Genomic DNA, 17,838 nt, shown 5'->3' on the forward strand with positions numbered 1-17,838 from the left:
CACCGCGAGCTTACGGGATCAGACGATACGGATCAGGATCTCGGAGTGCCCGGCGCGGATAACGTCGCCATCGGCCAGCTGCCAGTCCTGAACCGGGGAGCCGTTGACCAGCGTGCCGTTGGTCGAACCCAGATCCGAGAGCATCGCGGTCTGCCCGTCCCAGCGAACTTCGATGTGCCTGCGCGAAACTCCGGTATCCGGCAGTCGGAAGTGCGCATCCTGGCCGCGGCCGATGATGTTGCTGCCCTCGCGGAGCTGGTACGTGCGGCCGCTGCCGTCGTCGAGCTGCAGCGTCGCGGAGTAGCCCGAACCAGCTTGTGCGCCACCGCCATACGCGGGTGCGGGGGCCTGGTAGCCGCCGCCCTGGGCGCCGTAGCCGGGCTGTTGCGAGTAGGCCTGGCCATAGCCGCCCTGCTCCTCGGGCGCGGCGTAGCCCGGCTCGCCGTAACCAGGCTCCGCGTAGCCCTGCTCGCCGTAGCCGGACTGCGCGTAGCCCTGCTGGCCATAGCCCGGCTGCTGCCCGTAACCGCCCTGGTCGGCGTAGCCCTGCTCGCCATAGCCGGACTGTCCGTAGCCCTGCTGGCCATAGCCCTGTTCGCCGTAACCCTGCTGCCCGTAACCGGGCTCCTGGTAGCCCTGCTGGCCGTAGTCCTGGTCGGCGTAGCCACCCTGCTGCTGGCCGTAGCCGCCGCGCTCGCCGTAGCCCTGCTGCCCGTAACCGGGCTCCTGGTAGGCCTGCTGGCCGTATCCCTGGCCACCCTGCTGGTAGTCGTAGCCGTTCTGATAGTCGCCGTAACCCTGCTGCGAGTCCGGCGCCTGGTAGTCGGAGCCACCGCCGTAGGGCGCGCCGCCCCGGCCGTAGTCGTCGCGGTACGCACCGTTCGGCGGCCCGGGCCGCCCCGCAGGCGGCGGTGCGTACCCGCGGTTGCGTGGATCGGACTCCGCGGGCTCACGGCTTGGGTCGTAGCCTGAGTTCTGCGTCATGGGGCCAGCTCCTGGTTGCGGGTGTGCAGGTCGTTGTGGCATGGGTTCGGGGCTGCGAGCCGGGGTGGCTCTGCGGCCGATGTCGGGATCGACCCGACCGCTCGCCCTGAACTGTCCGGTGTGCAGCGTAGGTGATGCCTCGAATGCCACGTGTACTTCGCCGTAGGTCTGCCAGCCTTGCTCGCGGATGTAGTCCTGAAGGTGTTTGGCGAACGCGCGGGTGGTGAGGTCGTGGTCGGCGTCGAGTTGTTGGTGATCAGAGGTGTTGATGGTGATCACATAACTGTTGGGCGCCAACAGATGTCCGCCACCCAGATCCTGGATATTGTCGGCGGCTTCCTGTTTGAGTGCCGCTTCCACCTCCTGGGGAACGACACTGCCCCCGAAGGCTCTGGCGAACACGTCACCGACGGCGCCTTGCAGGCGACGCTCGAATCGAGAAACGATGCCCATCTCGGCCTCCCTTCGGTGCGCGTCTGTTTCTTCATAACAACGACACGCGGATATGGCGTGTCGCGTATCGACCACGTTCATTGCATGATATCCACGATCGTCCACACCTGTAACTCCCGGAAGCCAGCCCGGGTTCCCGTGCCTGTCCGGACCGCACTCGAGTGCCGTCAACAGGCGATTTCGTGTCTCGCCGACCCGCGTGATACTGTCTCTCAGTCGCTCGGGCGAGTGGCGGAATGGCAGACGCGCTGGCTTCAGGTGCCAGTGTCCTTCGGGACGTGGGGGTTCAAGTCCCCCTTCGCCCACAGATATGCGGAAAGCCGCAGATCAGAGATTTTCTCGGTCTGCGGCTTTTGCCGTCTGCGGGGTTTTCCCGTGTGCGTCAGCGGGTTCGGTGAATGGTGTCGGGTGTAGTGGTCGGGGCGGCCGATCCGTACCTCCGTGTCGGCGTGTTGGTCGAAACCGAGTGGATATGCGATCGGTGTGGCCGAGGCGTCCCACTCGGCCGAGCGGCGCTATGAGGTTGTCGTGACCAGTGACATGCAACAGGCCAAGCGCCCGGTCAGCGCGATGCTGGCCGGTCCGTACGGACATCCGTTCCACCCGATCCTCGTAACGGTGCCGATCGGGGCATGGGTGGCGAGCGTGGTATTCGATATCGCTTCGCATATTGCGGGCGACCCCCAGTCCCTCGCCCGTGGCTCGGCATGGCTCATCGCGGTCGGTGTGCTCGGCGCGCTGGTCGCGGCCGTGGTCGGCCTGCTGGATCTGCTCGCGATCCCGACCGGCACCTCGGCGTTTCGCACCGGACTCGTCCACATGAGTCTGAATCTGATCGTGACGGCCGTCTTCGCCATCGACTTCTGGTGGCGGCAGTCCGGTGACGGACCGGATGGCGACGTGCCGATGGGCCAGCTGGTGTTGTCGATCATCACCCTCGCGGTACTGGGCGTCTCGGGTTATCTCGGCGGCAAGCTCGCCTACCACTACGGCGTCCGGGTGGCCGACGAGACCACTCAGGCCTCCGGGTACCGACACTGAGTCCGTATCAGGGCTCGCGCCGTCGGTGCTTGCGATGGCTGGTATCGCACAACGGGTAGTTCGACGAACGGCGGCACAGACACAGCGCGACGACGACTCGGTCGGAGTGAATGGACTCTCCGTCCGGGGTGACGAGTTCGACCGGCCCTTCGATGAGGGCCGGGCCGTCGGTAGTGAGCTGGATCCGCCGGGGTTCACGGTCGGGGTTTGTCGGCACGGATCACCACCAGATCTTCTCGGTTCTGGCCGGGCTCGATCAGCCCGGTCGAGGTCAGCCACGGGGTCAGCTCGCGCATGATGGGACCGAACGGCACCGACGAGCGCGCCACGATGGCGACCTCGAGTCCGCCGTCCCGGAGTTGGGCAACGGTCGCATCGGGATGGCACAGACACGAATGCACGGTCAGTGCGACGCCGCCGGGTTCGAGTAGGCGCGGCATCATCGCGCACAGCCGGTCCAGGATGGCTCGTCCCTTTTCTCCCGCGTTCCAGGCTCTGGCTTCGCCGCGATCGGGAGCGCTCCCGGGGGCGGGAACGTAGGGCGGGTTGGCGAGGACGAGATCGAAGCGATCGGTTCCGAGTATCGCCTCGAAGTCGCCGTGTAGCGCTCGGACGGTCAGGCCGCGCAGTCGGCAGTTCAACCAGGCGGTGGCGACCGCGCGGCGGGAAACGTCGACCGCGGTGATGGTGCGGGCACCATGGCGGGCAGCGGCGACGGCGAGCGCCCCGGTGCCGGTGCCGATATCCAGTACGCGACCACCGTGCGGGATGCGCGCCTGCGACAGTGCGTGCATGAGCAGCCGCGTGTCGTGCTGGGCTCGATAGACGCCGGGAGCGCGGACCAACATCATATTGTCTGGATTATCCGTTCGGACCGCTCTAAACATCCGCACCGGGCAGCAAGGAGCTGCGTCCGGCACGCCAGGCGTCGAAAATGTGGTCGGCGAAACGGTCCTCCAACATATTTGTGGCCTGAATGCCGAGAACCATGGACTCCGTCAGCGCAGGCTCATGCGCGATCAGGTCACCGATTACACCTGTGCGCATCAATTGTTCGTGTACCGCATCGGCTTCCACGTGTTCCTGGTAGAACCGGACGCAGGCCGGGTCTGCGTCGAGTCGTCGCAGGGCGTCGACCAGGCGTGATGACGCCGGTGACGAGCTGATTTCGACAGTCGCGAAATGTCCGACCAGCGCACCGCGCAGCGACCGGTGCAAGCCGAACAGCGACATCATGTTCACCAGCGAAAGCATCGGTTCCGGGACGGCATCGAGGTAATGCAGATATTCGGCGTCGAGGCCGGCGCCGGCCATCAGCTCGGCGAAAAGTCGCGCGTGGATGCGTTCACCGCGACCGCCGCCGAATTCGTCGAATTCCACCGCGACGAGAGCGGCTTTGGCCTGTCCGCGCAGGCGCGGGATCACCCAGGCGTAGGGGTCGGCCTCTTTATGGTGATAGATCGACCTGTGCACGAAATACTCGCGCATATGCCACCATTTGCCCTCGTCTCGGAGGAACCGGGACGGACCGGTGGATTCGATCGGTGTCACCAGGAGTTCGTCGAGCTCCGATTCGAGATCATCGCCTCCGGATACCTCCGCGCGCATAGTGTCCAGGAATGCGGTCTCCATGGCGGCTCGCAGGGTCAGCAATCCGGGATCCCATTCCCATTCCGGGTCCACCGCCGCGAATCCGTGATAGTGCAGCTCATAGCAGGTGTGCAGGGCAAGCTGCAGATCCTCGCTGTACGGGTCGAGTGATCGGGTCTTCGGCACCGGTTTGCCAGGTATTCCGCGCAACAGCCCCACCACCGCCTCGGACAGGGTGCCGCGTGGGCGTGGCAGGGGGCGAGGTCGGATATCCGTGGTGACCGTCATACCTCCTCATACTCCCCGCGACCTGATGCGATATCCAGCAGTGTCCGGGGTGACGACAGTGCTCGGCGAACCGCCGGGCCGTTACCCGCAGCAATAGTCGATCCCGCGTAGGCAAATGCCGTGGGTTTGCCGGGATTCGTTCGGCAGAAAATCGAATGACAGCTTGTTCGGGCGGTCTTTAGTATCTGTCGGGTGCACCGATTGTTCCTGATTGTCCCGCCGCCGGCCTCCTGAGCGAGGTGTAGGACCGCGCGTCCTATCCGGCAGGTGAATTCGGTTGTGCACCTCGCTTCCGCGACCCCCGATCCATTTCTGTCGCAGGAGCGCGAATGTCCACTGCTATATCCACGGTCGATCGATTCGGGTTGGTCTGCCTTGTCGGCGCCGGGCTGTCGGCGGGGACCGGCGGTTTACTCGGCATCCTGTTGCTTCGTGCGACCGGTCTTTCGCCGGTATCCGTCGCCGCCTGTCGGCTCGCCGTCGGCGGGCTTTTGCTGATCGCTCTGCTGACCGTGACGCGGCGGCCGTTGCCGCGGAACACCTCGGCCTGGCGCAGGATCGGGTTGGTCGCGGTCCTTGTCGCGATCATTCAGGCGAGCTACTTCGGTGCGGTCGCGGCTTCGTCGGTGAGTCTGGCGACGCTGATCACCCTCGGAATGTCACCGGTGGTCGTTTCGCTGCTGGAACATCTGACCGGCAGGCGGATCCTGGATCGTCGGCGCGCGGCGACGATCGGGATCGCGGTGTTCGGGGTGATCCTGTTGGTCGGTGCGCCCGCCGGTGACGCCGCATCGGGCGGGATATTCGCCGGTGCCGCAATGGCATTGGTATCCGCCTGCGCCTTCGCGACCCTCACCCTGGTCAGTGCCCGTCCGGTGCCCGGCCTCGACGTGATTACCACAACAGGTTTCGCCGTCACCGGCGGTGCCGTGCTGCTGATGCCGCTCGCGGCGATATCCGGACTCACCTTCCACCCGACGGCGCACAGCGTTGTCCTGGTAATCGTGTTCGGGCTGATATCCACTGCCGTGGCATACACGCTGTACCTGCGCGGTCTTTCCGAAGTCGGAGCGGGCACAGCCGCGGTGCTCGCCCTTCTCGAACCGCTGACCAGCACGATCTTGGCCGCCGCGATCCTTGGTGAACGGCTGACCCCAACCGGCCTGGTCGGCGCGGCATTACTGACCGCCGCCCTCGTCGACACCAGCCTTCAGCCGGCGCGATCGTCCGACAGGTGACCGCGCAGCGCGATCCTGGCCGCTTCATCGACGACCGCGGAGACCGATTCGGGCGCAGCATCATGTGCGGCAACCGAATTCAGTACGGCGTCGACGGCTCCGATCAATGCGCCGGTGAGTGCCGCCGCGTGCACGGTGCCGAACCGCTGCGGCGCGGACAGTTGACCACCCGCGATCTCGCACGTGTCCAACGCCGCAGATCACTGCCGACCATCGTGGCGCAACGGTCCCAACGCGGTGAACACGACATGCTGCTGCGTCCCGCCCTGGCCGGCACTCTCGACGGGCGCCGCCTACCAATGCCATTGCGAGCGCTGCGGCGCATTCCGGCGTTGCGCGGCCTCACCGCCTACCTCGGCGGCATCGGCATCCGTCCCGAACACGCCCCGCCATTCGCCTACCGAGCACCGAAACACCTCGACTCCGTAGAACAGTCGTAGTCAGTGACCGCGCGCCGGGGCTCTGAGCTCCAAGGCGCTGTTGGCGAGGACGCCGGCGAGTTGGTGCCAGCGGCGGTGGCGGTGGCGGAACATCAGATGGGCGAAGATGCGGGTCGGGGCGCCGCGCAGGCCGGACTCGATTTCGATTTCGTCGGTGTAGCGGCAGCTGGATTCGGTGATCGGCTCGAAGGTGAGGCGGTGGTTCCAGGTGCGGACGGGGCCGCCCCATTCGTTGGTGTAGATCTCGCGGGCATCGAGCCGCACCAGACGCAGGTGATGGCGCCAGGAGGGGATGATGCCGAACCACCAGAGGCGGGCGGAACCCTCGGCGCCCGGCTCGACGCGGTCCGGGATGTGGAATTGTGGCACCGAAAGGATCGGTGCCACAACGTAGGCGAACAATTCCGGCGTCCGTGCCAGTGCGCAGGCCACCTCGGCGCCGATCGGCAGCTCGGTAGTTAGGGTTACCTTACTCATAGGTGAATGATGGTCCTCGATGGCGCTGCTCGCAATAGCTTTCACACAGCTGCGGCGTCGGCGATCTCGTCGCTGGTGGCGAGCCAGACGCCCGGATGGTTCGCCACATAATCCAAGGCCTGCTCCAGATATTTGATGCGGAAGGCCTGGCCGATGACGAAGGGGTGCAGCGCAAGAGCCATGACACGGCCGGACTCCGCATAGAGCCGGTCGAACTGGTCCTTGACGATCTGCACGAAATCCGCACCGCGCAAACCGGTTCCGAGAAACAGGCCGATGTCGTTGAGTTCGACCGAGTACGGAACGCTCAGCACCCCAGGCACATTGAGTCGATACGGCTGATCGTCATTGGTCCAGTCCAGGACATAGTCGAGGCCGAGTTCGGCGAGCAGTTCCGGGGTGTGGAAAGTCTCGGTGAGTGCGGGCCCCATCCAGCCGCGCGGGCGGCGACCGGTCGCGCGCTCGATGGTTTCGACGATATCGGTGAGGTAGGCGCGCTCGTCATCGATCGACATATCGGCCTGGAAGATCGAGTTGTTCTTGCCGTGCGCCAACCAGGTCCAGTTCCGCTCCCGCCCGGCGGCGATGATCTGCGGATTATGGTGTGCGACATCGGAGTTGAGCAGGGCGCTGGCGCGGATACCGTACTTGTCCAGTGCCTGCATCACCCGCCAGATGCCGACCCGGGGACCGTAGTCACGCCAGCCGTAGTTCAGCGGATCCGGGGTGAGGCCGGCGGTGCCGGGGAAGATGCTGGTCGAGGGTCGGTCCACCTGGTAGTGCTCGATATTCAGCCCGACATAGAACGCGACGCGGGCATCGTCGGGCCACCGAATCGGTGCGCGGTCGGCGATCGGGCTGTAGTCGAAGAGGGCGTTGTCCATGCGGCCTATGCTCGAACCATCACATACATGTGAAGGTCAACCAGAGGTGGAATCCAATGCGGATCGGAGAACTGTCGGAGCGCACCGGCACCTCGCGGCGGCTGCTGCGCTACTACGAGGAACAGGACCTCATCGTCGCCGACCGGTGCGCCAATGGCTATCGCAGTTACGACGACCGCTTCGTCGATCGGGTCCTGCAGATCCGCGGCCTGCTCGACGCGGGCCTGCCGACCCGGATCATCAAGCAGATCCTGCCCTGCCTGGACAAGCCGCGCACCATCTACTTCCCGGACGCGACCCCGGAAATGCTGGCCACCCTGGAACGCGAGCGCGACCGCATGTCCGACCGCATCCGCTGCCTGTCCCGCAACCGCGACGCCATCGCCGAATACCTCGAGGCGGTCCGCGAGAACGCCGCCTCCTGACCTCGGTTCCGTCAGAACCTGTTGACTCCTAATGAGAACCTGTTCTAATTTTTGGCATGCGTAGATTTGACGGCCGCCGCGTATTGGTCACCGGAGCAGGATCGGGTATCGGGCAGGGGATCGCCCTGCGGCTGCTCGATGAGGGGGCGACTTTGGTCGCCGCCGATATCGATGCGGCGGGTCTGGAGAACACCGCGGCCAAGGCGGGTGATGCGGCCGAGCGGGTGCGCACCGTGCAGGTGAATATCGCCGATATCGAGTCGGTGCGCGCCGCGACGGGCGAGGCGATCGAATTCCTCGGCGGCCTGGATGTGCTGGTGAACGCGGCGGGCATTCTGCGGCCCGCGCGCACCGAGGAGATGCCGCTCGAGGTGTGGAACCAGGTGATCGGGGTCAATCTCACCGGGACCTTCCTGATGACCCAGAGTGCGCTGCCCGCGCTGTTGGAGTCCGGCCACGGCGTCGTGGTGAACCTCTCCTCGACCGCGGCCTTCAGCGCCGCGCCCTATCTGGCGTCGTATGCGGCATCGAAGGGCGGCGTCAATGCCTTCACGCACGCGATCGCGCTGGAATACGCCAAGCAGGGGTTGCGTGCGGTGAACATCGTGCCCGCGGGCATCACCAGTGGGATCACCACCAAGTCCATCCTCGATCAGCCGGAGGGGTTCGATCCGAAGCTGTTCTCGCGCATGACCGGCTGGCTCAACGGCGGTGCGCTCGGCAGTCCGGAGGATATCGCCGGCGTGGTCGCCATGGTCGCCTCCGATGACGGTCGCTATATGACCGGCACGGAAATCCGCATCGACGGCGGCGCATTGATGTAGTCAGGCGGGTCGGGCGACGAGCAGGTGATGCGGAATCGGCGGATCGGCCAGTTGTTTGTGGTCGACGGTGCAGCCCGCGCCTTCCAGCGCGGCGATCACCTCGGCCACCGGCCGCAGCGTGAAACCGTATGCGGTGAACGGCATTTTCGCCATCGTGTCCGGAGCGCCGATACCGACGACGAGGCTGCCACCGGGACGCACGACGCGCACGAGTTCGGCAACCGCGGCGGCCAGATCCGGCACGAAGTAGATGGTATTGACGGTGATGGCGGCATCGAGTGCGTCATCGGCCAGCGGCAGATCGGTCATCGAGCCCGGCGCGAGTTGCATTCGGCCCGTGCCGATTTCGTCGGCGAATTTCGACTTCGCCTTGGTCAACATGTCCGGCGAGATCTCGAAACCGTGCACCGTCCCGTTCGTGCCGACCCGCTCGAGCAGTATCGAAAGCCCTGCGCCACCGCCGAATCCGATATCCGCGACCGTCGCGCCTGCCGCGATCCCGGCCGCATCGACCGCGCCGGCGATGGCGCGCTTGTTACCGCGATTGAGGATGAAGGCGAAGCCCTTGCCGAGCGTTCCGTGCGGATTGCCGAGTTGACCGGCAATCGTGGACAGCACGCGGGTCCGGATACTCATGCCGTCATGCTAGCCACTGTCCGATAACCGAAAGCTGACCCTGATGCGATCACCGCTGGTACTCCTTGCCGCCGCCGTCCTGGCGCTCGCGCCGATCGGCACTGCCGAGGCGGCGGGATCGTGGGGGCCGCTGGCGCCGCCGAATCCGTACCTCGGGCCGCTCGGCACCGCGACCATGCACGGTGATGCCGGATCGTCGGATGCGACGCCGCTGGCCGGGCCTGGTACCGGTGCGATTTCGGTGGCCGGGTATCCGCTGGCTTCGGCATGTCCGACCCTGCTGCAAGGGTCGGACAATCTGGTCGTCGCACTGTGCACACCCGTGATCGGCCAGACTCCGACAATCCATTTGCTCGATGCGTCCTTCGTCGGTCCGGTGGGCACGCCGCTGGCTTCGCTGGAGATCGCGAAGGGAAGTCTGCTCGGCGGTGTCTATGCCTATCTCGACAATGCCGACCGACTGGTCATCGTGGACGGTAACCGCACTCTGCTCCGCGTCGGGCACTCGCGTGACGGGGCGGGCAAATGGCGGCTGTCGATCGACTCGTCCACCGATCTCAGTTCCGTAATTCCGGTGGGCGACAACGTGACCGGGCTGGTGCCGGACTGGTCCGGCAATGTCTGGTTCGCCACCGGCAAGAGTCTCGTCGGTCTGGTGACGCCCGCGGGTGCGGCGGCCACCGTCGCGCTGCCCGCGGGTGAGTCGGTGGCCAACAGCATTTCGTCGGCACCGAGTGGTCGGGTCGCGGTGGCCACCACGCACGCGCTGTACGAGTTGCGCGCCGATGCCACCGGGCGACCGGAGGTGCTGTGGCGCGCGGCCTACGACCGCGGATCGGCGCGCAAGCCCGGCCAGCTCAGCTGGGGTACCGGCTCCACCCCGACCTACTTCGGGCCCACCTCCGGCGCGGAATATCTGACCATCGTCGACAATGCCGACGGGCAGGTGAACGCACTCGTTTTCCGTTCCGGCACCGGACAATTGGTGTGCTCGCAACCGGTGCTCACCCGTGGTGGTGCGGGCAGCGAGAACTCGCCGATCGGCATCGGCCGGTCGCTGTTCGTCGCCAGCACCTACGGCTACCCGTACCCCGCGGTCCCCGAGGGCGCGGGCCCCGCCGTTCCGGCCTCCGCGCCGTTCGTCGGCGGGATGACCAGGGTCGATGTCGACGACACCGGCTGCCATACGGTGTGGGATAACACGGTTCGCAGCGCGGCCGTTCCGCATCTGTCCACCGCAGACGGCGCCATCTATACCGTGACGCGCGTCGGACTGGACCTCACCACCCCGCTCGACGGCTATGCGTTCACCGTCGTGAATCCCGATACCGGCGCGGTGATTTCGCATCGGCCGCTGGCCGGAACCATCGTCGACGATCCGCTGCAGACCTCACCGCTGATCACGCACGACCGCAAGATTCTGCAGGGCACGATCACCGGAATCCTGCGCGTCAGCTGAAGTCGGGGGCATTCGGTCCGGTGGCCAAACCTCGCTCGACCACCGCGAGGGCCCGGTGAATCGCCTTATCCCTGGCCGCATCGTCGAGGTCGTCGAGTATGCCGTCGATGATCAGCGAGGCCATACCGTGGACCGTTGACCAGGCGGCGTATTCGGCGTCCGGGCGGTCTGCCGGGTCGAGGAATCCGACGTCGACGAGTTCGTCCAGGAGCCCGGCCAGCAGATCGAAGGCCGGCGATGGCATTCGGTCGCCGCAGAACGCAGTGCGGAACAGGCCGGGTTCGCGCAGCGCGAAGGTGATGTAGCCCCGACCCACCGCGCCCAATCGGGTGATCGCATCCGCCCGCGGCGCCAAGCTCGCCATCGTCTCGGCCATTGCGCCGAACAGGGTGTGCTGAGCCTGTTCCTGTGCCGCGTTCAGCAACTCCTCGTGATTGGTGAAGTGCCGATAGGCCGCGGTCGGCGTGACGCCGACATGCCGGGCGGCCGCGCGCACGGTCACCGCCTCCGGCCCGCCGGTTTCGGCGAGTTCGGCGGCGGCGCGCACCAGGGCATTGCGCAGGTCGCCGTGGTGATACGGGCCGTCGCGGGTGGCGCGCTTCGCTGCTGTTTCCGAATCTGTCATCGCATCGATGTTGACACCCGCACACATGGCGTGGCAAGTTAACACCCATAAAGTTTACGCATGACAACATGCCCGATCGGAGATTCGATATGTTCGAAACACTCGGCAGATTCGTTGTCCACCGCGCCCGCTGGATCCTGGTCGTCGGCGTGCTCGCCCTCATCGCGGGCGGTGTGGTCGGCGCCACGGCCTTCAGCAAGATGCAGCCCGGTGGCCAGCAGGACCCCGATGCCCAATCCAGTGCCGCGCAGACCCAATTGGCCGATAAATTCGGCGCCGACACCGACTATGTCTTCATGATCGAGGCGAAACAGGGGACGGTCGACGACACTGCGGTCGCCACCATCGGCCGCGATCTGGCTCGTCGGCTCGCGGCCGACCAGCGCCTGACCAATGTCGTCTCGTATTGGGATACCGGATCACCGGCCATGCGCTCAGCAGACGGGACCGCGGCCGTCGTCCTGGCGGGCAATGTCGATAAGGACGCCACCGATAAGGAGAAGTCCGCCGCCTCGATCGTCGAGACCTATCGCGCCGACGGTCCGGTCGCACGGATCAAGGTCGGTGGCGGCACCGCGATCTTCCACTCGATCACCAAGCAGATCGGCAAGGATCTCGGCCTCGCCGAAGCCGTTGCGGTGCCGCTGATTCTGGCACTGCTGGTGCTGGCCTTCGGCAATGTGGTCGCCGCGCTGCTCACCATGGTGGTCGGCGGGATCGCCATCCTCGGCACCTTCACCGAACTCTCGATCCTCGGGTCCGTCACCGATGTGTCGATCTACGCGGTGAATCTGACCACCGGACTCGGACTCGGGCTCGCGGTGGATTACGGCCTGCTGATGGTCAGTCGGTTCCGTGAACGCCGTGCGGCCGGAGCCGAACCCGACGATGCGGTGATCGCTGCCGTATCGACGGCCGGACGCACCATCGCCTTCAGCGCGGCCACCGTCGTGGCGGCCCTGTCCGCGCTGGTGATCTTCCCGCAGTACTTCCTGCGGTCCTTCGCCTACGGCGGCATCGGCGTGGTCGCCATCTCCGCCATTGCCGCGGTGGTCGTTTTGCCCGCGCTGCTCGCGCTGCTCGGCGCGCGGACCGATGCGTGGCGGGTGCCCGGTGTCCGTGGGATTCGCGGTGACGCAACGCCGTTCTGGGCCGGCGTGGCCGGATTCGCGATGCGTCGGCCGCTGCTCGCGGGTGTGCCGGTGGTGGCGGTGCTGCTGCTCGCCGCCGCGCCGCTGTTGCACGTCCAGTTCGGTACCCCCGACGATCGAGTGCTGCCGACCAGTACCGAGGTGCGTCAGGTCGGTGACGCGATGCGGGACGATTTCGGCGGCGGCGATGTCAACGCGCTGTCGGTGATCACCGAAACCGGCGTTGCCGCAGCGCCGCTCGCGGATTACGCGCGCACCCTGTCCAGGGTCGAGCACGTCACCCAGGTCGATTCGAGTGCGGGTACGTTCGTCCACGGCGAGCTGACGGCGAGCACACCCGCCGATGGCCGGTTCGCCCGCCCGGACGCGCAGCGCCTGACTGTACTCACCGATCTGGACCGCAATTCCTCCGCTGCCCGCGATCTGGTCGATCGCGTGCGTGACGTACCAGGTCCGGCCGGTGCCAATGCGCTGGTCGGCGGACAGGTGGCCGAACTGCGCGACAGCCTCGCATCGATCGGCGCGAAGCTGCCGATCGCCATCGGGTGGATCGTCGTGACGACCTTTGTGCTGCTGTTCCTGTTCACCGGCAGCATCGTGCAGCCGTTGCGCGCACTGCTGTCGAATGTGCTGAGTCTGGCCGCCACGCTCGGGCTGATGGTGTTCGTCTTCCAGCAGGGGCACCTGTCCGGACTGATCGGGTTCACCCCTGCGCCGCTGGATGTTTCGATGTTGCTGCTGCTGTTCTGCATCACCTTCGGACTGTCGATGGACTACGAGGTCTTCGTGATCAGCCGGATCAAGGAACTGCACGATCGCGGTGCGTCCACGAAGGAAGCGGTTATCGAGGGGCTGGCCCGCACCGGCCGCTTGGTGACCACCGCGGCGGCGCTGATTTCGATCAGCTTCCTGGCCTTCACCAGCAGTGACGTCCGGTTCATCCAGTTCTTCGGACTCGGCGCGGGGTTGGCGATCCTGATCGACGCGACGCTGGTGCGCGGCGTGCTGGTGCCGGTCGCGATGCGACTGCTCGGTAGAGCGGCTTGGTACGCGCCGAAGCCGTTGCGTTTGGCGTACGGGCGGCTCGGTCTGGCCGAAGCCTGAGACGTAGGTCACGCGGCCCCGCATGCCATAGTGCGGGGCCGCGTTCGGCTGTCGCACTGTCGTTTTCGCCCGATCCGGCCGGGTCGAGCGACGAAGGTGGCAGAGATCACAGAGCCGGTTATGGTTGCGGCCGTGGTGCTGACCGCGGTCCGATTCGGTACTCCGGCGCCCGCATTTGCGCACCTGGTTAATCATGATCTTGACCGGATGTAAGTCCAGCCCGAAGGGTTACGGCTAGGTGTAGATCACGTTTATAACGCAGTAAACCAACCTGAAGTTTCTTTTGCCCCATCCAACTGTCAGCAACACCAATTATAGGGCGGTGAATGTGCAGGTCCGAGCGGCATTTAGTAACCATTGAGGACTCTATGTTCACAATGCAGCTAATCGCTCGAAGAATGTTTGTCGACAACCTGCGGTTTCTGGATCGTGATCTGGGATCGCGCGCCGAAGGTTGGTTCCGAGGTCTGGTTTCGGCTGCCGATTGGCCGCCGAAAGTTTGCTGGACTACTGGAAAACGATGCGCCCACATGGGTTTGCTGGGGCGCTGCTTTATACGCCTGACCTCGGCGGGGAGGGTTGCGTCGGGATAACGATTGTGTAGAGTTGACGGTAACGCTGGCCGCAGCTGAGCTGGACTCGCTGCGGCCAGCGGAACTCAATTGGGGGACTTCGAATCTCGTTCGTTACGTAGCGTTGCTACCGATTGCCCGGACCCATTTTACTCACCGTGTGCTCGGCGTTGTCTGCCAGCGCTAAGCGGAATCCTCTTCAGCGCCACCGAATCCCAGTGTCGCGGCGGCTCGTGCGTCCTGCTCGAGTGCGGCCCGGCGACCTACCACGAAGACGTAGCCGAGAAACAGTGCCTCCGCGATGAATCCGATACCGACCTTCACCGGCACAGGCAGCGAACTCGGTGTCACGAAACCCTCCAGCAGCCCGCAGACCAGCAGCACCGCGACCAGACCGAGCGCGACCGTCGCGGTGGCCCGGCCCTGGCGCGCGACCGCCTCCAACCGACTCGAACGTCCCGGATCGATCAGCGTCCAGCCCAGCTTCAGGCCGACCCCGCCGGCCACGAAGATCGCGGTCAGCTCGAGCGTGCCGTGCGGGAGGATGAATCCGAAGAACGAATCGAGCCGACCGGCATCGGCCATCAACCCGCCGGTCACCGCCGTATTGAGCGCGTTCCCGAACAGCAGGTACACCGCGGGCAGGATCAGCACCCCGGTGAACAGCACCATCGCCGTCACCCATGCGTTATTGGTCCACACCTGCGCGGCGAACGCGTCGTGCGGATGTTCGGAGTAGTAGGTCTCGAATTCGCCGCCGGGTGCGGTGAGCCAGTCGTTGTGATCGGAGATGCCGAACAGATCGCGCGCCGAACCGGAACCGGCGATCCAGACGGCCAGACCGGTGGAGACGATGATGAAGACCGCCGCCACCGCGACCCACCACGGCCACGCCCGATACAGCGTCGCGGGGAATCGGTGAGTGAAGAACCGGCCCACCTGGCTCCACGCGTCGCCCTTGGTACCCAGCACCCGGCCGCGCGCCTTGGTCAGCAGTGCGCTGAGTCCGGCGATGAGTTCCGGATCCGGACTGTGTGATTGCAGCCGCGCCAGCTGCTGTGAGGTGCGCCGGTACAGCGCGACCAGTTCGTCGGCCTCCGCGCCGCTGAGCTTGCGCCGCCCGGCCAGATAGGCCAGCCGATCCCATGCCCCCCGCTGTGCGTAGCTGTAAGCATCTATGTCCATTGGTTGCCTCCCATACCGCCGGTCGGAAGAATGCTATCGACATGGCTGAATTCACCACCGGCGAAGCGGTCGCACTCGAGCTGCCGATCGCCCGGATCCCGACCAGGGCCACCGCGTTCCTCTTGGACGTGCTGGTGCAATTCATGCTGGGCAGCATGCTGATGCTCGGCCTCAGCGCGGCGCTGCTCTACTTCGGCGCCGACTCCGCGTGGTACAGCGCGGCGGCGATCACCACGATCGTCGCGACGCTGGTCGGCTATCCGGTGGTCTGCGAAACCGTCATGCGCGGACGGACTGTTGGCAAGCTCATGCTCGGCCTGCGGGTGGTGCGTGGCGACGGTGGACCGATCGATTTCCGCCACGCCCTGACCCGCGGGCTGGCGGGTGTGATCGTCGACTTCTGGATGTTGGGCGCATTCGGCGCGGTCGGGGTGATCACCTCGATGTGCTCGCCGAATGCGCGCCGGGTCGGCGATGTGCTCGCCGGCACCGTTGTCGTGCACAGCCAGCGCCGTGTGCCCTTCCCACTTCTGGCCGTCGCACCGCCCTGGCTCGTCGCCTGGTCCGGACAGTTGGACCTGTCCGGCATCACCGAGGACCTCGCACTCGCGGTACGCCAGTACCTGTCCCGCATCAACACCCTGAGCCCCGCCGCCCAGGCGAATCTCGGCCACACGCTGCTCCTCGCCGTCTGTGACCGCCTGCAGATCCCGGTACCTGCCGGGTATCCGCCCGTACAGATCCTCGGCGCGGTGATCGCCGAACGCCAACGCCGCACGCTCGCGCCGATCATCACGCCGATGGTTATGGCAGGTCCGCGCCCGATGCCGATCGCCCGCGCGAGCTGAGCCTCGTCGAATTTCCCTCTGCAACACTGTCATTCGGCCGTGGCTCGAGCTGATCTGGTGTCGGCAAAGGACCGCCGTGCTGGGGACATCGACTCACTGGCGGTCGAGGAGCGAGAAAAAGTCTCCTTGACCCCCTGGCTTGTGGTTGTGCTGGTTCTGATCGCCCTCCTGTGTGCCGGTTTCGTGGCGATCGTGCTGCTCGCCAAAGTTTTATCCGCCCCGGAGCGGGAGATCGCGATCAGGATTCGGATGATGCCGTGGCCTCGGATCGTCATCGAGCCGAGGCGGTAGTGCGCCCGCTGCCGGGTGACCGCAGAGTTACATAGTGCCGGACTGCTTCAGCTCCAGGTATTCGTCGGCAAGGGCTTCGGGGAGGCGCTCCGGGGAGGCCGCGACCACATCAATGCCCATGCGGCGCAGGGATTCCTGGACCAGGGCGCGTTCGGCGATCAGGGATTCGGCGGCGGCCGCGGGATAGAGTTCGGCGAGTGTGTCGCGTTTGGTGGCGGCCGCGGCGACGTCGGGATCGGTGACCGAGACGATCAGGACGCGGTGGCGTTGGGCGAGGGTCGGCAGGACCGGTAGCAGGTTCTCTTCGACAGCCGCCCCGTCCAGACTGGTGAACCAGACGACCAGGCTGCGGCGGCGGGCGCGTTGGATGGCGGCGCGGACCAGGCCCGCGCTGTCGGTGTCGACCAGTGCGGGGGTGACGCCCGCCATGGCGTGCATGAGTTTCAGTTGCAGGCGGCGGCCGCCCACACCGCGAACCTCGGTGCGGACCTGCCGGTCGTAGGCGAGCAGATCCACCGAATCGCCTGCGGCCGCGGCCAATCCGCCGAGCAGGAGGGCGGCCTCGATGCTTGCGTCCAGCCGGGTGCCGGTGCCGACACGGCCCGCGCTGATGCGGCCGGTGTCGAGCACCATCAGCATGTGCCGGTTACGTTCCGGACGCCAAGTGCGCACCAGCACATCGGTGGCGCGAGCTGTGGCCCGCCAATCGATGGCCCGCACATCGTCACCGGCGACATACTCGCGGAAGGAATCGAATTCGGTGCCCTGACCGCGCATATTCGCGACATTGCGGCCCTCGAGATGTTGCAGCCGTTTGACTTTCGAGCGCAGCAGCCGTTCGCTGCGGAATTCCGGCAGCGCCCGGACCCGCGCGGGCACGGTGTGGCGACTCTGCCATCCGGCCATACCGAGCAGGCCGAACAGTCGCACCGTCACCGGACCGGCGACCCGATCGCCGCGGTAGGTCGGTGTCAATGCGGTTTGCACTCGCATGCGGGTGTTGGGCGGCAGATCCAGTCGGTGCGTGCGGGTTTCGGCGCGAGCGCTGCCGGGCCAGTCGTCCCACAGCCGGCCGCGCACGGTCCTGGTCCCGTTGTTCACCACGCCGAGTTCCACCTCGACGCTGCGCCCGAGCCGGATCACGGTCAACGATTCCCTGGACAGCGTGAGGTCGCGCGCTCGCGCCACCGTGCCGAGATCGAAAAGAACAAGGGCGGCAAGCACACTTGTCATCAGGACGACACCGAGCCACGACGGCATGACGAAGCAGACGAACAGTGCGAGCACCGCCGCCGTCAGGGCGAGCCGACCGGTAACGACCAC

The 17,838-nt window shown here is 66.0% G+C and carries 19 protein-coding genes and 1 tRNA gene; 10 read left to right on the top strand and 10 right to left on the bottom strand.

Annotation, left to right across the window (positions count from 1 at the left end; genetic code table 11):
• Positions 1-18 precede the first annotated feature (18 nt).
• Complete coding sequence (locus ACFYOW_RS12310; RefSeq protein WP_387287112.1) at positions 19-1,437, bottom strand: DUF3662 and FHA domain-containing protein; 1,419 nt, start codon at positions 1,435-1,437, stop codon at positions 19-21.
• A 222-nt stretch (positions 1,438-1,659) separates the two neighbouring features.
• Here ACFYOW_RS12310 and ACFYOW_RS12315 point away from each other — a divergent pair.
• Both ACFYOW_RS12315 and ACFYOW_RS12320 read left to right on the top strand, forming a co-directional pair.
• Positions 1,660-1,742: transfer RNA gene (locus ACFYOW_RS12315), tRNA-Leu, on the top strand.
• Positions 1,743-1,965: 223 nt separating this feature from the next.
• Entirely contained in the window at positions 1,966-2,478 is a 513-nt protein-coding gene (locus tag ACFYOW_RS12320) for a DUF2231 domain-containing protein (protein ID WP_387287114.1), read from the top strand.
• A gap of 7 nt (positions 2,479-2,485) precedes the next feature.
• Here ACFYOW_RS12320 and ACFYOW_RS12325 read toward each other — a convergent pair whose 3' ends face one another.
• Genes ACFYOW_RS12325 through ACFYOW_RS12335 form a run of 3 tightly spaced genes read right to left on the bottom strand, consistent with a single transcriptional unit; the run spans position 2,486 to position 4,356 of the window.
• Positions 2,486-2,695 carry a CDGSH iron-sulfur domain-containing protein gene (locus ACFYOW_RS12325; protein ID WP_387287116.1) on the bottom strand — a complete coding sequence of 70 codons (210 nt, stop codon included), beginning with the start codon at positions 2,693-2,695 and terminating at the stop codon, positions 2,486-2,488.
• A complete protein-coding gene (locus ACFYOW_RS12330; RefSeq protein WP_387287118.1) occupies positions 2,673-3,329 on the bottom strand; it encodes a HemK2/MTQ2 family protein methyltransferase in 657 nt (218 codons plus the stop codon). The genes ACFYOW_RS12325 and ACFYOW_RS12330 overlap by 23 nt, the downstream gene beginning before the upstream one ends.
• A 28-nt stretch (positions 3,330-3,357) precedes the next feature.
• Positions 3,358-4,356, bottom strand: a complete 999-nt coding sequence (locus tag ACFYOW_RS12335) for an iron-containing redox enzyme family protein (RefSeq protein WP_387287120.1) — start codon at positions 4,354-4,356, stop codon at positions 3,358-3,360.
• A 329-nt stretch (positions 4,357-4,685) separates the two neighbouring features.
• Here ACFYOW_RS12335 and ACFYOW_RS12340 point away from each other — a divergent pair, with 329 nt between their 5' ends.
• Together ACFYOW_RS12340 and ACFYOW_RS12345 are read left to right on the top strand one after the other, a co-directional pair.
• Complete coding sequence (locus tag ACFYOW_RS12340; protein ID WP_387287122.1) at positions 4,686-5,594, top strand: DMT family transporter; 909 nt, start codon at positions 4,686-4,688, stop codon at positions 5,592-5,594.
• Positions 5,591-6,034 (top strand): hypothetical protein, encoded by a 444-nt coding sequence (locus tag ACFYOW_RS12345; protein ID WP_387287124.1) that lies wholly within the window; start codon positions 5,591-5,593, stop codon positions 6,032-6,034. Before ACFYOW_RS12340 ends, ACFYOW_RS12345 begins: the two co-directional genes overlap by 4 nt.
• Here the strand turns inward: ACFYOW_RS12345 and ACFYOW_RS12350 are convergent, their stop codons facing one another.
• A complete protein-coding gene (locus ACFYOW_RS12350; RefSeq protein WP_387287125.1) occupies positions 6,035-6,511 on the bottom strand; it encodes a hypothetical protein in 477 nt (158 codons plus the stop codon).
• A 41-nt stretch (positions 6,512-6,552) separates the two neighbouring features.
• Complete coding sequence (locus tag ACFYOW_RS12355) at positions 6,553-7,395, bottom strand: polysaccharide deacetylase family protein (protein WP_387287127.1); 843 nt, start codon at positions 7,393-7,395, stop codon at positions 6,553-6,555.
• A 56-nt stretch (positions 7,396-7,451) separates the two neighbouring features.
• Between ACFYOW_RS12355 and ACFYOW_RS12360 the strand changes: the two genes are divergently transcribed.
• Positions 7,452-7,820 carry a MerR family transcriptional regulator gene (locus ACFYOW_RS12360; RefSeq protein ID WP_387287129.1) on the top strand — a complete coding sequence of 123 codons (369 nt, stop codon included), beginning with the start codon at positions 7,452-7,454 and terminating at the stop codon, positions 7,818-7,820.
• A gap of 56 nt (positions 7,821-7,876) precedes the next feature.
• A complete protein-coding gene (locus ACFYOW_RS12365) occupies positions 7,877-8,644 on the top strand; it encodes an SDR family NAD(P)-dependent oxidoreductase (protein ID WP_387287131.1) in 768 nt (255 codons plus the stop codon).
• Here ACFYOW_RS12365 and ACFYOW_RS12370 read toward each other — a convergent pair whose 3' ends face one another.
• Positions 8,645-9,280: a class I SAM-dependent methyltransferase gene (locus ACFYOW_RS12370; RefSeq protein ID WP_387287133.1), complete on the bottom strand. Its 636-nt coding sequence runs from the start codon at positions 9,278-9,280 to the stop codon at positions 8,645-8,647. It lies immediately after the preceding gene.
• 43 nt (positions 9,281-9,323) lie between these two features.
• On the opposite strand from ACFYOW_RS12370, the gene ACFYOW_RS12375 reads away from it, so the two are divergent.
• The gene (locus tag ACFYOW_RS12375; protein ID WP_387287135.1) at positions 9,324-10,739 is read left to right on the top strand and encodes a hypothetical protein; all 1,416 of its coding nucleotides are present in this window, start codon (positions 9,324-9,326) and stop codon (positions 10,737-10,739) included.
• On the opposite strand, the gene ACFYOW_RS12380 is transcribed toward ACFYOW_RS12375, so the two are convergent.
• Positions 10,732-11,364 (bottom strand): TetR/AcrR family transcriptional regulator, encoded by a 633-nt coding sequence (locus ACFYOW_RS12380; protein ID WP_387287137.1) that lies wholly within the window; start codon positions 11,362-11,364, stop codon positions 10,732-10,734. The genes ACFYOW_RS12375 and ACFYOW_RS12380 overlap by 8 nt on opposite strands.
• Before the next feature lie 89 nt (positions 11,365-11,453).
• Between ACFYOW_RS12380 and ACFYOW_RS12385 the strand changes: the two genes are divergently transcribed.
• Positions 11,454-13,619: an MMPL family transporter gene (locus ACFYOW_RS12385; protein WP_387287139.1), complete on the top strand. Its 2,166-nt coding sequence runs from the start codon at positions 11,454-11,456 to the stop codon at positions 13,617-13,619.
• Positions 13,620-14,374: 755 nt separating this feature from the next.
• On the opposite strand, the gene ACFYOW_RS12390 is transcribed toward ACFYOW_RS12385, so the two are convergent.
• Positions 14,375-15,376 carry a stage II sporulation protein M gene (locus ACFYOW_RS12390; RefSeq protein WP_387287141.1) on the bottom strand — a complete coding sequence of 334 codons (1,002 nt, stop codon included), beginning with the start codon at positions 15,374-15,376 and terminating at the stop codon, positions 14,375-14,377.
• A 41-nt stretch (positions 15,377-15,417) separates the two neighbouring features.
• Between ACFYOW_RS12390 and ACFYOW_RS12395 the strand changes: the two genes are divergently transcribed.
• Together ACFYOW_RS12395 and ACFYOW_RS12400 are read left to right on the top strand one after the other, a co-directional pair.
• The gene (locus ACFYOW_RS12395) at positions 15,418-16,224 is read left to right on the top strand and encodes an RDD family protein (protein ID WP_387287143.1); all 807 of its coding nucleotides are present in this window, start codon (positions 15,418-15,420) and stop codon (positions 16,222-16,224) included.
• 39 nt (positions 16,225-16,263) lie between these two features.
• Positions 16,264-16,515 (top strand): hypothetical protein, encoded by a 252-nt coding sequence (locus ACFYOW_RS12400; protein WP_387287145.1) that lies wholly within the window; start codon positions 16,264-16,266, stop codon positions 16,513-16,515.
• A gap of 27 nt (positions 16,516-16,542) precedes the next feature.
• On the opposite strand, the gene ACFYOW_RS12405 is transcribed toward ACFYOW_RS12400, so the two are convergent.
• A complete protein-coding gene (locus tag ACFYOW_RS12405; protein ID WP_387287147.1) occupies positions 16,543-17,838 on the bottom strand; it encodes a DUF58 domain-containing protein in 1,296 nt (431 codons plus the stop codon).

The organism is Nocardia sp. NPDC006982 (assembly GCF_042869435.1).
Taxonomy (GTDB): domain Bacteria; phylum Actinomycetota; class Actinomycetes; order Mycobacteriales; family Mycobacteriaceae; genus Nocardia.